Genomic DNA, 13,144 nt, shown 5'->3' on the forward strand with positions numbered 1-13,144 from the left:
CTGCCGGACATGGCAGACAGCCCTGCAAATGTTATAATGTTTCAAATTTTGCAGGATTGCGACCATGTCTGCCCGTGCTATTCCCTACCGGCCTCACAACCACGATGCCTGTGTCAGTCAGGCCCTGACTGACGCCCGGACCATTTGCCAGCGGCAGAATGCCCGACTGACGCCCATCCGGGAACGGGTTCTGGAGCTGATCTGGCAATCCCACAAGCCGCTGGGCGCCTACGACGTGCTGGCGGAGCTGTCGTCCGATGGTCATAACGCTGCGCCGCCCACCGTTTACCGCGCACTGGATTTCCTTCAGCAGCATGGGCTGGTGCACCGCATCGCGTCGCTCAACGCCTTTATCGGCTGTACCCACGCGGGTGAAAGCCACACCGGTATGTTTCTGATCTGTCGCGCCTGCGGCAATGTGCTCGAACTGACCGCTCCAGAGGTGTCAACAGAGGTTCGTAAAGCCGCATCCGGCGAAGGCTTCCGGCCCGAGACCACGACGCTTGAAATTGCCGGCCTTTGCCCCCGATGCCAGTCGGAGCCCGGCCATGACTGATCCTCTGGTCAACCTGGAGAACCTCACTGTCCGGTTTGACGAACGCCCCGTGGTTGATCAGGTCAACCTGAAGATTCACCGTGGCGATATCATCACCATCATTGGTCCAAACGGGGCAGGCAAGACGACACTGATCAAGGCCGTACTCGGCATCCAGAAAGTGTCTGAGGGTCAGGTGTCCCTGAAAAAGAACCTGGTGATCGGGTACGTCCCGCAGCATCTGACGCTGGAGGCCACACTGCCTCTGAGCGTCAAGCGGTTCATGCTGCTCAGCGGCCAGTCCCTCGCGGAATGTGAGTCTGCCCTTGCCCGCACCGGCGTCGGACACCTGCTGCATGCCTCCGTGCACCACCTCTCCGGGGGAGAGAAGCAGAGGCTGTTGCTGGCCCGGGCCCTGGCCCGCAAACCGGACCTTCTGGTCCTTGATGAGCCCGCCCAGGGCGTCGACATCAATGGCCAGGCGTCATTGTATGATCTGATACGCCAGCTAAGGGATGACCTGAACTGCGGTGTTATCATGATCTCCCACGACCTGCACCTCGTCATGGCAGCAACCGACAAGGTTATCTGCCTGAACCAGCATGTCTGCTGCAGCGGTTATCCCGAGGACATCTCCCACGACCCGGCTTTCATCGAAACATTCGGTCGCCCCGTGGCAGAGTCCCTCGCGGTCTATCATCATCACCACAACCACAGCCACGATCTGCACGGGGATGTTGTCGAGGGCAGACACACGGAATGTGACCATGCCCATCATTGACGCAATTCTGGACGATTTCTTCTGGCGCGCCCTGATCGGCGGACTCGGCGTGGCCCTGGTAGCCGGGCCATTGGGCTGTTTCGTGGTCTGGCGACGAATGGCCTATTTTGGCGATACCCTGGCACACTCGGCCTTGCTCGGCATCGCCCTGAGCTTCCTGATCAGCGTACCGCTGAACCTTGGTGTGATCATCACCTGTGTGGTGCTGGCCATGGCACTGGTACTCCTGTCACGGACCCGGACTCTGGCAACCGATACCCTGCTGGGCATACTGGCCCACAGCGCCCTGGCCATAGGGCTGGTAACCCTGAGCTTCATGCCGGATGTCCGCGTCGATCTGACTGGCCTTCTGTTCGGGGATCTGCTGGCCATGAGCCGTGAAGACCTGCTGTGGATCTACGGCGGCGCGGCACTGATCATTATCCTCCTTGCCGTGCTCTGGCAGGGGTTGCTGATGAGCACGATTCACGAAGAACTCGCCCGGGTGGAGGGTGTTGCCGTAGAGCGGCTTCGCCTGGTTCTGATGCTGATGTTCTCACTGGTCATCGCGGTAGCCATGAAAATCGTCGGCGTGCTGCTGATTACCGCACTGCTGATCATTCCTGCGGCAACCGCCAGGCGCCTGGCCCACAATCCGGAGATCATGGCGGCCATGGCCGTCGGGTTCGGGTTTGTCGCGGTGAGCGGCGGTCTGAGTCTGTCCTGGCACCTGGACACACCGGCCGGCCCTTCCGTTGTTGTTACGGCTTTTGCCGTATTCCTGCTGGTCTACGGCGCAGCTGGCAAAGTCCGGACCTGAGCATTTCCCTCTCTTCACGAGCTGGACTAGAGTATAGGAGTAACGTCGGTCTGTTCTGAGGGTACAGACCCAGCCGCAAAGGACGCCCGGCATGGAAAGCTCGACTCCAGCCCGTTTCCGCAGACCGGTCTTATGGCCAGGAATCTGGATTCCCCTGCTTCTGGTCGCCGCCGGCCTGCTGGTAACCGGAATTACTGCAAACATTGAAGCGCGTCGGGCCATGGCGCTTGCCGAAGCGCGATATCACGCCCAGCATCAGGCCCTGGTGAATCATCTGCTGGCCAACGTTCCGGACCAGTCTATGGTGGGCGACCACAACCAACCCGTGTCTGCCTGGCTCCAGGCCTTGTTCAGTGACACCCTGCCGGATTCTCTCGGACTGCGCATCGACACCCTCGAACGACATACCAAGATGCCGCTGTTGGAACTGGGCACCAACGGTTCGGTGGACCCGACACGGGCGCTGCGTACCGAAGTTTCGCCAATGGATCAGAACTGGATACTCACGACCGTACCGTCGCCAGAGGGACTTGAAGCGGTCGCCCAAGCCTCCCGACGAACCGTCTGGATCGCCGGTGCAGCCCTGTCGGTGTTCGCGGCCGCCCTCACCCTGGTGCTGAACCGACGGCTACACCGGCAAACACTTCACATTCGTGGTCTGGAACAGAGAGAAATTGGTGCTGACCATCAGATCGCCAACTTTCAGGTCGAAAAATCGATACTTCGGCGGGCACTGAACGATAGTGAGCAACGGAGCCGGGATCTGGTGGCCCTGTCCGGTGCGGTCATATGGGAACTGGACGAAAGAGGCAGGATCGGTTTTGTTTCACCGCAAATCGCCGAACTTCTGGACCAGGCACCCGCTGACCTGGTCAACCAGCCCCTGGAGGAACTTGTTGCACCGGCGTCCCGGGACAATTTCCGGCGAGCTCTCGCAGCCGCCCGCAGTGACAGTTCCATTGAACGCGTTGATCTTTCCCTGGTCCATCGTGACCAGGAGACGGAGATTCCAGTAGTACTCAGGGTTCGGGCGCTGAAAGACCCGGTTCACGGCCTCTCGGGCTTCAGGGTGAGTACCCTGCAGCGAATGGCGCTCTACTCGAGCGCTTTGTGACTGCCATCGCAGAGAGGGGCGTTACCGGTTTGCTTGCACCCGCAGAACCACACCCACTCTTTCTTCTCCGCCTCGTATTTGATCGGGGTTATCCCGGTCCCCTTGTGGGAACCGTCACAGAATGGCTGGCTACTACTGCGGCCACAGGCACACCAGAAGTAGTTCTTGCCCGCCTCAACCATCACAGAGAACGGTGTCTTGCTGGCGACCACCGGTTTTTCATCCGACATAACATATCCCCCGATTCGTGACTTTACTGCACCAGTATAGTCACTCTTTCGGAAGCCCTGTGTTCAGAGCGGCCTGATGACATCGGGCAGGCGCCGGGTTTCGGTGAGTTCCATAAACTCATCGCCAAGGCGATCACTCTCGGCAATCGCCGAACGCCAGGCCCGTTCCCGGCCGGCATCGTCACCGGCATAGCGCTCGAAATCCTTCCGGTCCGGGAGCTTGCGGTCAGGCAGGGACTCCAGATAGCTTCTTGATGGCGCAACCAGCAGCACGTCCTGCAACCGGGAGGCGTCGCCCCGCCGCCAGGGCAGGGACTTGTCGAACCAGCCGGGAACCACCTTATCGGTGAAATGCGGGTAGAGCACCACGCCAGGCTGCTGGTAAGGCAGATCCAGGTGGTAGTCCAGCAAACCACCGTCTCGATAGACACCCTCGGGCGCGCCGGGGATATTGCGGACACCGGCCATCACCAGGGGAATGGACGCAGAAGCCAGAAGGGCAGGCAGCAGGTTCTCGCGGGATAACGCCACTTCGTGACTCGGGAAATCCACCAGCTTCGCCAAAGGCGCTTTCAGGCGGGCGTCGTGGATGATGCCCCGCTCCATGAACCTGCCCAGATGACGACGACTGACCATGTTGGCGCTGATCGCGCCCATAAGGCCGAGCCCCAGCCGGCCCCGGGCGTCTTCCGCCAGCATGCCAAGGCTGCGAACGACCACAACGTTCAGTCGGTACCATGGGTGGTTCAGAATGGCGTCTTCCCGCCCACCGAGCAGCTCTTCCAGAAACAGCACGCTCTTGCGGCTCACTTCCTCAGCGCTGACACCCTTGGCAAAGCGTTGTGCGGTATAAAGTTCCGCCAGCCGGGCAAGCTGGGCTTTCGGGTCATCGGAGGAAGCCACGGCGGCAAAACGCCAGCTGCCGATCGACGAGCCGATCAATGATCGCTCCTGGGGAACCCTTGGCAACCAGTCACCGAAAATGGCTTTATCCAGGCCACTTATTCCCAGAGCCTTGGGGCCACCGGCAGCACCCGGAATGACATGCACATCCTCGGGCGACAGCGGCGTTTCCCTGAGGCGCTGCATCGCGCGCCGGCCTGCCCGGATCGTCAGAGCCGGTTCTCGGATGTGAATAGCAGTCATAGGATGGTCCCTGGGCGTGTCCCTGAATCAGTCCCGCGGAGTTTAACGAAGTGGACAAGGCGCGGCCAACTGAACAAAACTAATGGTGGTCATAAACGGCGCTGTCTGCTTCATTAAATGAACGGCCATGCTAGACTTCAAGACTGTCCCGGCACCGGACGCGGGCGGATACGACTCAAACAGCGGGAGTATGCTGTGAATTTTTCGGTACCACCCTCCACCCTTGCCACCAACCCCACACTCGCGGTGCTGGGGTTCAAGCGCCAGTTGGTTTATCACCTGCATTTCTGGGCATTTATCGCCGTAGCGCCCCTGGTTCTGGTGCAATGGCAGCAATCCCATTATCTGCTTTCCGCGGTACTGGTCCTGTTCTGCACGAACGCCCTTCTGGTTATCGCATTCCTGAGGTTCCGGGGCACCTACTTCCTCAAAGGCCGTCTGTTTCCACTGCTCGCCGTGGTCAGTGCCGCCTACTCGACACACATCAATGGCCATGCCGGCCTTTACTGGGCCTACCCGGCTGCCACGGCCCTGTTCTTTTTACTACCGCTCAGGGAGGCGATTGGAAGCAACATTGTTTTCGTTGTTGTTATGGCCGTCGTGTCCTTTTTACGATTTCCCGAGGCCGACTTCTGGCGGATAACCTTTTCGCTGGGTCTCACGTGCCTGTTTGCCATGATTTTCGCCTCGCTGGTGGGCAAGCTTCAGCAGGAACTCACGCGACTGGCAACCACCGATCCCCTGACCGGCTGTCTGAACCGTTCGCAACTGGCTGACATCCTCAACGGTCAGATTCAGATGCGGGAGCGGTATGAGCGGGTCTCCAGCCTGATTCTGCTGGACCTTGACTACTTCAAGACGATCAACGATCAGTGGGGTCATCTGGCCGGCGACAAGGTGCTCACGGAAATGGCACTGCGCCTGAGATCCCGCCTGCGCGAGAGCGATCAACTGTTCCGGATTGGTGGTGAGGAGTTCATGATCGTTCTGCCGGAAACCCGCCAGAAAGATGCCGATGTGCTGGCAAATCAGCTTCTGACCAGCATCAGCGCACGGCCATTTCTGGAAGATATCAAGGTAACCGCCAGTGCCAGTGTCGCAGAGGTCAGCAAGGGTGAGACCTGGTCAGTCTGGCTGAACCGGGCGGACCAGGCGCTTTACGAAGCAAAATCCCGGGGTCGCAACCAGGTCGTCAACGCGGCCCGGCCGCTACCGGTTGTAGGCCGGGGTGCCGAGGATATGCCCGATTCCGCATCGGGCTGAGGAAAGCCCGCCCCGGGGGTTATCCCTCGCAGCGCTTGCGAAACTCCCGATAGGCACTGAAAACCTCCCAGGGGCACTCCAGATGGGGGTAGTGCCCGATATTCCTGAGGGTGACCACATCACCATCGGGCATCAGTTCCCTGTAGCGTCTGACCATGCCGGCACCCGAGACCGGATCGGCGGTACCCGAAATCAATCGCATCGGCTGCGTTGCCTTCTGCAGCGCGCCAACCCACCGGTTGCGGTGACAGCGCCGTTCTTCCATGAACTGGATCAGATGATGCAGGATGCCCCGGCCGTTGTTATAGGTCAGCAGGTGCCAGAAATCCTCCATATCCTGCCGATCAGGCGGATTCTGGCTTCCGAATAACCGGCGGAAGTTTCGCTCGAAACTGCGTCGGGTCAGGCCTCGGCTGATCAGCCCGCCAAAGGGGCTCCCCAGCAGCTTCTGAATAAGCAGGGGATTGTGGACCTCGGGGAAAAGGGCGCCGTTGAGGAAACAGACACTCGCAATCCGGAATGGCAGCAGGTCCTCTTGCTCCCTCGCCAGAAGCTCCTGGGCAACACTGCACCCGTAGTCATGAACCAGAAGGTGCACGGACGGCAGACCCAGACCCTCAATCCAGCCCTGAAACAGATCCGCCTGGTCTTCAATGCTGTAATCGTAATCGGCGGGTTTATCGGAAAAGCCAAAGCCCAGCATGTCCAGGGCCAGCACGTTGTGCTGCTGAATCAGCATCGGCCAGAGTCGATTCCAGTCCCAGCTGGCAGTGGGAAATCCATGGATCAGCACCAGCGGTTCTCCCGAGCCTGCCATCCGGCTGAAGATGGCATGTCCCTCGAAACTGAACCACTTACCTCCATGTTGCCACCCTTCTAGGGTGCCTTCCTCGCGCCCCGCGGCGGAAACCCCACCAACGGTCGGCATCACCTCATCCATGCATTGTCCCCGACGAACATTGATAGCCTGAAACTGTAGAACAAACCGGCCGCCACTGCCATAGCCCCACCGCCCATACCATTGGGCGTGGCGGCCAAAGTGGTCTTTTCCGACGATGCCTGCGTAAAGCGTAGAGATGGCGGGCAAATTGCCTTAAGCTTTGGCCCTCGTAAGACACTGCTAACCGGAAAAGACTATGAGTAAACTCCTTGACGACCTCTCAGGGCACTTCCGTGCCATCATCGATGGCCTGGGCGAAGACCCGGATCGCGAGGGTCTGCAAGACACTCCAATGCGCGCGGCCAAGGCCATGCAGTTCCTCACGTGCGGGTACCAGCAGGACCTTGGCGACCTGGTGAACAATGCGGTATTCGAATCGGCCATGGATGAAATGGTCGTGGTTCAGGATATCGAACTCTACAGCATGTGTGAGCACCATATGCTGCCGTTCATCGGCAAGTGCCACATTGCCTACCTGCCCGCTGGCAAGGTACTGGGCCTGTCCAAGTTTGCCCGCATCGTCGACATGTACGCCCGCCGTCTGCAGATCCAGGAAAACCTGACCCGACAGATTGCCGAAGCTGTTGAGAGCGTCACGGGCGCCAAGGGCGTGGCCGTTGTCATCGAAGCCCAGCACATGTGCATGATGATGCGGGGCGTGGAGAAACAGAATTCCCGCATGAAAACCTCGATGATGCTGGGGCAGTTCCGCAAATCCCAGGCGACCCGCACAGAGTTTCTGACGCTGATCAGTAACAATCGCTGAACTATCTGACCCGAGGGAGGGCGCATGACAGACGTCAACGGGAATCACCTGGCAAAAGTCCGCATCAAGGATCTTCTTCTCAGGGCCTACATCGGCATCAAGGAAGAAGAAATCAATAATCAGCAGGACGTGTTGATTAACGTCGCGCTGACTTACGATGCCTCTGAGGCGGTAAACCGGAATGAAATCTCTGCCGCCCTCAACTATCGCACCATCACCAAGCAGATCATTCACCACGTGGATGGCAATCGCTTCGCCCTGCTGGAACGCCTGACCCACGAGGTCCTGACCATTGTCATGGAACACGAGGCGGTCCAGTGGGCCGAGGTGGAAATCGACAAGCCCCACGCGCTACGCTACGCGGAGTCCGTGTCTGTCTGTCTGCAGGCACACCGTTAATCCAGCGAGGTTTCGCCAGCATCATGCCCAGTACCAGCCCGGAACAGTTGCGTGACATCCTGACCACTGTCAGGACCATCGCCCTTGTCGGCGCGAGTGAAAAGACCAGCCGGCCTTCCCATGAGGTCATGGAGTACCTGCAGTCCCAGGGCTACCGAATCCTACCGGTCAATCCCCGCCTGGCAGGTCAGACCGTGCTCGGTGAAACGGTATACGCCGACCTCCGAAGCCTTCCCGAACCGGTGGACATGGTTGACCTGTTCCTGGCGCCGGAGCGCACCGATGCGATTATCGACCAGGCCATCGATCTGAAAATCCCCGTGGTCTGGCTCCAGATTGGCGTCATCAACCATGAAGGGGCGGCGCGAGCGGAAGCCTCGGGGCTGACCGTGGTGATGGACCGTTGCCCCAAGCAGGAAATTCCCCGGCTGGGGATTGCCAGAGTTTCCGGAAACGCCTGATACCCGATCTGCATCAGGAACTGCGTCACACTTCCAGCACTCTTCTGTAACCGGTCTGTCAGGTCTGACATAATCACCGGACATAAAACAGAAGACTGGTAGAGCCATGTGGTTCCGACGTAAATCCAGCAAACAGCACCGACATTCCGTCTCGGCGCCGTCGGCGCTCGCAACTCATTCGGACTCCCCTGTTTCGACTCTCCAGCGGGTGCGCTTACCGGTGGACCTTCTCCAGCCCGGCATGCGCGTCGTGAGCCTGGACCGGCCCTGGACCCAGGTGCCGGTTCTGTTTCAGGGCTTCACCCTGACTGATGACAACCAGGCGCAGATTCTGCGGCAGTACTGTGAGTGGGTTCTGGTGGAGGATGAAGAATCACGCCTGAACCCGGTGCTCGATCAGATCTCGCTACTCAAGCGTCGCACCAGCGAACCGCTGCCGGAAACCTGCTCTCTCCAGCAGGAACTCCCAAGGGCACACGCAACCTGGAGCCGGACCCAGGCCTTTGTGGAAGAAGTCACCCGACAGATTGAAGCCGGCAATGACCTCAACCTCCAGAGCGCCCGCCCCATCATCCGGGAGTGCGTCGACAGCGTGAAAGCCAACGCAAGCGCCATGTTCTGGATGAGCAGGATAAAGTCCCGGGATGCCTACACCGCAGAGCATTGCCTCAGGGTGGCTATATTCTGTGTCGCCTTTGCCCGCTTCCTGGGCATGCCGGACGAAGACCTGGAGACCGTGGGCATGTGCGGTCTGCTGCACGACCTTGGCAAACTCAGGGTTCCCGACGAGATCCTCAATAAACCCGGCCCGTTGACGCCAGAAGAGCACAGCATCATGCGACAGCACACAACGCTGGGTTACGAATTGCTTTGTGCTGATGTCAATCTGGATCCGATTATCAGCGATGTCTCCCGTCACCACCATGAACGCATGGATGGTCGCGGCTATCCTGAACAGCTGGCGGAGTGGCAGATCAGCCGTTTCGCCCGTCTGGTTTCCATCGTCGACGCCTTCGATGCCATTACCAGCGACCGGTGTTACCGGGATGGGCTACCGGCCTCCGAAGCCATTCGCATCCTGTTCCGTAACCGCGGCCAACAGTTCGACGCTTCCATGGTGGAAGCCTTCATACGGATGATTGGCGTGTATCCGCCCGGCAGCCTGGTCGAGCTGTCGACGGGCGAAGTGGCCATCGTCCTGGCGACCCACCCCCGGCGCAAGCTGAAACCAAAGGTGGAGGTGCTGCTCAATGGCGACAAGCAGCCAGTCACCCCGCGTATCATCGACCTGGGAGGCACGGGTTCCGAACCTGACGAGGGTTCTCCGGAAATTGCACGGCCACTGTCCGACGGCGCCTTTGGAGTCTCGCTTCGGGACCGAATCAAGCAACTGATGGCGGTGGCCGGTAGAAATGCTTCATAATTGCGCTGGCGCTGCCGACTGCCCGGTACCACCGTTTAAAGTCACGGAGTAACCTGTGGAACAACCTGTATCACCTCCCAAACCTGTTGTCTCGGGCCTGCTGAGCCCGCTGTTTCCGGTGGTGATCTTTCTGGTTTTCCTGGGTCTGGCAGCCGGCCTGCGCTACGGGCTGGTACAGCAGGACAAACGTCAGATAGAAGCAAACCTGACCAACGAAGCCCGGGCCATGGCCAACCACCTGGAGCGGGAATTTCTGATCCACGCCGAAGCCATCCGGCGCATGGCCAAACGCCTGGAGGCAGACCCTGCCAAAACCAAACAGGAGTGGCGGCGGGATGCCCGCAACTACCTCGACGACTTCGGCGTTTACCAGGCCATTGAGTGGATTGACTACGATTTCATTATCCGCTGGCTGGAGCCGATTACCGACAACGAAGAGGTCATCGGCTACAACGTCGCCTTCAACGAGGAACGGCGCCAGGCACTGGAACGGGCGAAACAGTCCGGCAGCTGGGATCTTTCCGGTATCATTAATTTGCGCCAGGGCGGCAAGGGCATGGTGATCTATGCACCGGTGGGTGCCGGCCCCGAGAATAATGGCTTTATAGCGGGCGTGTTCAGAATGGAAGTGCTGGCGCGCCAGCTTCTCACCGAGCGGGTTCTGGAATCCTTCCGGGTCGAGATTCGCGAGGCCGGCGAGGTGAGCTATGAACTGAACGTGTCCCAGCCGGTTAGTCGCGACTTTGCCCAGACCCAGGACGTTAATTTGCCGACCCTGGACTGGACATTGACCCTGCGCCCTTCCACTGAATGGGTGGAAAGCCAGTACAGCTATTGGCCGGGGATGACCTTTGCAACCCTTTTGCTGATGGGTCTGCTGACCAGTCTGACCACGCTGCTGGTACAGCTCATTCTCAAGCGCAACCGCGCGCTGCTGAAGACCCGCCGGGAACTGGATCAGGAAATCGCGCAGCGCACCGCCATTCAGAAAGATCTGGCGCGACTGGAATCCACCGACACCCTCACCGGCCTGGCGAACCGTCGGTTCTTCATGGAAGACCTGTCCCACACCCTGAACATTGCCGATCGCCAGATGCGCCAGGTTGCCCTGGTGATGCTGGACCTGGACCGTTTCCAGACCCTCAACGACTCCCTCGGCCACCAGTTCGGGGATGAACTGCTGATCAAGGTGTCCGAGCGGCTGAACCGCCTCAGCAATGAACGCCTGCTGGTGGCCTACTCCGGGGGCGATGAGTTCATGTTCTGCCAGCAACAGGTGGACGACATTGACGACATCATTCACCTGCTGGGCCAGATCAAACAGTGCTTCGACCAGCCCTTCGATGTTCAGGGACAGTCCCACAGCATTACCGCCACAATGGGTGTAGCGGTGTACCCGCAGAGCGGTCTGGATGCGGATACGCTGTTGCGCAATGCCGACATTGCCCTCTACCGGGCCAAGGAACAGGGCCGGAATACCTATCAGTTCTATACCGAGGGCATGCAGCAACGGGAAGTCATGCGTCTTGAACTGGACAAGGATCTGAGCCAGGCCCTGGCCAACAACGAATTCGTGCTCTTCTATCAACCCCAGCTGAACCTGAACACCGGTGAAATCCAGAGCGTCGAGGCGCTGATCCGCTGGCGCCATCCCCGCCGCGGTCTTCTGCCGCCGGTGGAGTTTATCCCGCTGGCGGAAGAGAGCGGTCGGATCACTGATATCGGGCGCTGGGTGGTCATGGCGGCCTGTCGGCAGTTGGCCGCATGGAAAGGCACTCCCCATGAGGGCCTGCGCATTGCGGTCAATCTCTCGGGCCGGGAGCTGGACGACGAGGATCTGGTGGACCACATTCGGGAAGCCCTGGCGGCGGAGAATGTGCCGGCGAATCGCCTGGAGGTCGAGCTCACCGAGGAAATCTTCATCCAGAACATCGAGCACAACCTGAATCAGCTTTCGCGTCTGCACCAGTTGGGTGTTCACCTTGCCATTGATGACTTCGGGGTGGGTTATTCGTCGCTCGGTTACCTTCGGGATTTCCCCGTTGACCTGCTGAAAATCGACCGCTCGTTTATCACGGAAGTCACGGAACGCCATGACGACGCGGTGATTACCCGGGCGGTGATCAACCTGGCTCACAACCTGGGTATTGAGGTGGTGGCCGAGGGTGTGGAAACCGAGGAGCAGCTGAGTTTCCTGAAGAATCATCGATGTAACTTTGCCCAGGGTTATCTGATCAGCCGACCGATTCCGGTTTCCGACCTTGAGAAGGCCTTGGCTTCCGGTGTTCTGGTGGCGGGCATTAAGGCCGATTCCGGATTGTAATTGCCGCGGCCCGTCCCCAAGATACGGGTAAATCCTTCAGGTGAGATTCTATGGCCGCGCAATACCTGACTCCGGAGCAGGACGATAAAATTCGCCAGTGGGAACGCTGGAACCGGAACTATTTCATTTTCGCGTTTGTGGCGCTGACCGTCATTCTGGTGTTCAGCAGTCAGCTTGGGTTGTCCAGCGGTGAAAGCTGGGGCCCCCTGGGTGTTCTGATCGCTGCGCTGATCACGCCTATTATTGTTCTGCAGCTGAAGCTGGCGTGTCCGGCTTGTGGCCACAAGATTGGCTGGCAGGCGAAGCTGATGGCGCCGGATCAGTGCAAGACCTGCGGTACGTTTCTTCGCTCGCGGGATTGATAGCCGTCCTTCGATTTTCCCTCCTCAAGAAAACCTTTGACCTGTGAGTTGCTCACAGGTTTTACTCTATTATTAATTGGTTTGGAGTTTGCCGTGCTGACTTCAGTCTCTGGTTCCTGAAGCCATTATCTTTGGCACATTGAGAACAAGGCGATGAAAGTAAAAGAGCTTGCAGAAGCCGCTGACGTAAACCCGGATACGGTCCGGTTTTACACCCGCGAGAACCTGCTCAAACCGACCCGTAACCCGGACAACAACTACCAGCAGTTCGATGCCGAGGATCTTCGACGGCTTCGGTTTGCCCGTAAGGCGCGGCAGCTGGGATTTTCGTTGCCTGAGATAAGACAGATCCTGGATCAGGCGGACAATCATCATTCGCCGTGTCCGATGGTTCGGGATGTGTTTCAGCATCGGTTGGCGGAGGTTGAGCGGGAGATTCGGGAGCTGCAGCAGTTGCGCAAGCGGATGACCGCCGCGCTGGCCGCCTGGCAGGACATGCCGGATGGTACGCCCGATGGCCATACCATTTGCCGGTTGATCGAACACTGGGATGATCCGGCGCCCTGTTGCGGGGCAACTGAACAGAACGAGGAGTGATTCTG

The 13,144-nt window shown here is 59.2% G+C and carries 15 protein-coding genes; 12 read left to right on the top strand and 3 right to left on the bottom strand.

Annotated features, from left to right (window positions below):
• The first annotated feature begins 64 nt into the window (after window positions 1–64).
• The 4 genes from ACGK9W_RS15760 to ACGK9W_RS15775 all read left to right on the top strand — a co-directional run bounded on the left by ACGK9W_RS15760 (window position 65) and on the right by ACGK9W_RS15775 (window position 3,229).
• On the top strand, window positions 65–556 hold the full coding sequence (locus ACGK9W_RS15760) for a Fur family transcriptional regulator (protein ID WP_008172768.1): 492 nt from the start codon (window positions 65–67) through the stop codon (window positions 554–556).
• On the top strand, window positions 549–1,316 hold the full coding sequence (gene znuC, locus ACGK9W_RS15765; RefSeq protein WP_008172767.1) for a zinc ABC transporter ATP-binding protein ZnuC: 768 nt from the start codon (window positions 549–551) through the stop codon (window positions 1,314–1,316). Before ACGK9W_RS15760 ends, znuC begins: the two co-directional genes overlap by 8 nt.
• Window positions 1,303–2,115: a zinc ABC transporter permease subunit ZnuB gene (gene znuB / locus ACGK9W_RS15770; protein WP_008172766.1), complete on the top strand. Its 813-nt coding sequence runs from the start codon at window positions 1,303–1,305 to the stop codon at window positions 2,113–2,115. Before znuC ends, znuB begins: the two co-directional genes overlap by 14 nt.
• 91 nt (window positions 2,116–2,206) lie before the next feature.
• Window positions 2,207–3,229, top strand: a complete 1,023-nt coding sequence (locus tag ACGK9W_RS15775; protein ID WP_008172765.1) for a PAS domain-containing protein — start codon at window positions 2,207–2,209, stop codon at window positions 3,227–3,229.
• On the opposite strand, the gene ACGK9W_RS15780 is transcribed toward ACGK9W_RS15775, so the two are convergent.
• Together ACGK9W_RS15780 and ACGK9W_RS15785 are read right to left on the bottom strand one after the other, a co-directional pair.
• Entirely contained in the window at window positions 3,211–3,459 is a 249-nt protein-coding gene (locus ACGK9W_RS15780; protein WP_092030765.1) for a CDGSH iron-sulfur domain-containing protein, read from the bottom strand. The genes ACGK9W_RS15775 and ACGK9W_RS15780 overlap by 19 nt on opposite strands.
• 63 nt (window positions 3,460–3,522) lie before the next feature.
• Window positions 3,523–4,605, bottom strand: coding sequence for a patatin-like phospholipase family protein (locus tag ACGK9W_RS15785; protein WP_273070362.1), 1,083 nt, complete (start codon window positions 4,603–4,605; stop codon window positions 3,523–3,525).
• 195 nt (window positions 4,606–4,800) lie between these two features.
• Here ACGK9W_RS15785 and ACGK9W_RS15790 point away from each other — a divergent pair, with 195 nt between their 5' ends.
• Window positions 4,801–5,868 (top strand): GGDEF domain-containing protein, encoded by a 1,068-nt coding sequence (locus tag ACGK9W_RS15790; protein ID WP_273070364.1) that lies wholly within the window; start codon window positions 4,801–4,803, stop codon window positions 5,866–5,868.
• Window positions 5,869–5,887: 19 nt separating this feature from the next.
• Here ACGK9W_RS15790 and ACGK9W_RS15795 read toward each other — a convergent pair whose 3' ends face one another.
• On the bottom strand, window positions 5,888–6,808 hold the full coding sequence (locus ACGK9W_RS15795) for an alpha/beta fold hydrolase (protein ID WP_008172759.1): 921 nt from the start codon (window positions 6,806–6,808) through the stop codon (window positions 5,888–5,890).
• Window positions 6,809–7,004: 196 nt separating this feature from the next.
• Between ACGK9W_RS15795 and folE the strand changes: the two genes are divergently transcribed.
• The 7 genes from folE (at window position 7,005) to ACGK9W_RS15830 (ending at window position 13,139) form a co-directional block, all read left to right on the top strand.
• Entirely contained in the window at window positions 7,005–7,574 is a 570-nt protein-coding gene (gene folE / locus ACGK9W_RS15800) for a GTP cyclohydrolase I FolE (protein WP_008172758.1), read from the top strand.
• A gap of 24 nt (window positions 7,575–7,598) precedes the next feature.
• Window positions 7,599–7,973, top strand: a complete 375-nt coding sequence (gene folX, locus ACGK9W_RS15805) for a dihydroneopterin triphosphate 2'-epimerase (RefSeq protein WP_053113274.1) — start codon at window positions 7,599–7,601, stop codon at window positions 7,971–7,973.
• Between the two features lie 23 nt (window positions 7,974–7,996).
• A complete protein-coding gene (locus ACGK9W_RS15810; RefSeq protein WP_053113275.1) occupies window positions 7,997–8,434 on the top strand; it encodes a CoA-binding protein in 438 nt (145 codons plus the stop codon).
• A 106-nt stretch (window positions 8,435–8,540) separates the two neighbouring features.
• A complete protein-coding gene (locus ACGK9W_RS15815; RefSeq protein WP_053113276.1) occupies window positions 8,541–9,857 on the top strand; it encodes an HD-GYP domain-containing protein in 1,317 nt (438 codons plus the stop codon).
• Window positions 9,858–9,912: 55 nt separating this feature from the next.
• The gene (locus tag ACGK9W_RS15820) at window positions 9,913–12,180 is read left to right on the top strand and encodes an EAL domain-containing protein (RefSeq protein ID WP_405417469.1); all 2,268 of its coding nucleotides are present in this window, start codon (window positions 9,913–9,915) and stop codon (window positions 12,178–12,180) included.
• Between the two features lie 50 nt (window positions 12,181–12,230).
• On the top strand, window positions 12,231–12,542 hold the full coding sequence (locus tag ACGK9W_RS15825; protein ID WP_008172753.1) for a hypothetical protein: 312 nt from the start codon (window positions 12,231–12,233) through the stop codon (window positions 12,540–12,542).
• Window positions 12,543–12,695: 153 nt separating this feature from the next.
• On the top strand, window positions 12,696–13,139 hold the full coding sequence (locus ACGK9W_RS15830; protein ID WP_273095609.1) for a MerR family DNA-binding protein: 444 nt from the start codon (window positions 12,696–12,698) through the stop codon (window positions 13,137–13,139).
• Window positions 13,140–13,144: the final 5 nt, after the last annotated feature.

The organism is Marinobacter flavimaris, assembly GCF_045057155.1.
In the GTDB taxonomy this organism is placed as follows: Bacteria; Pseudomonadota; Gammaproteobacteria; order Pseudomonadales; family Oleiphilaceae; genus Marinobacter; species Marinobacter manganoxydans.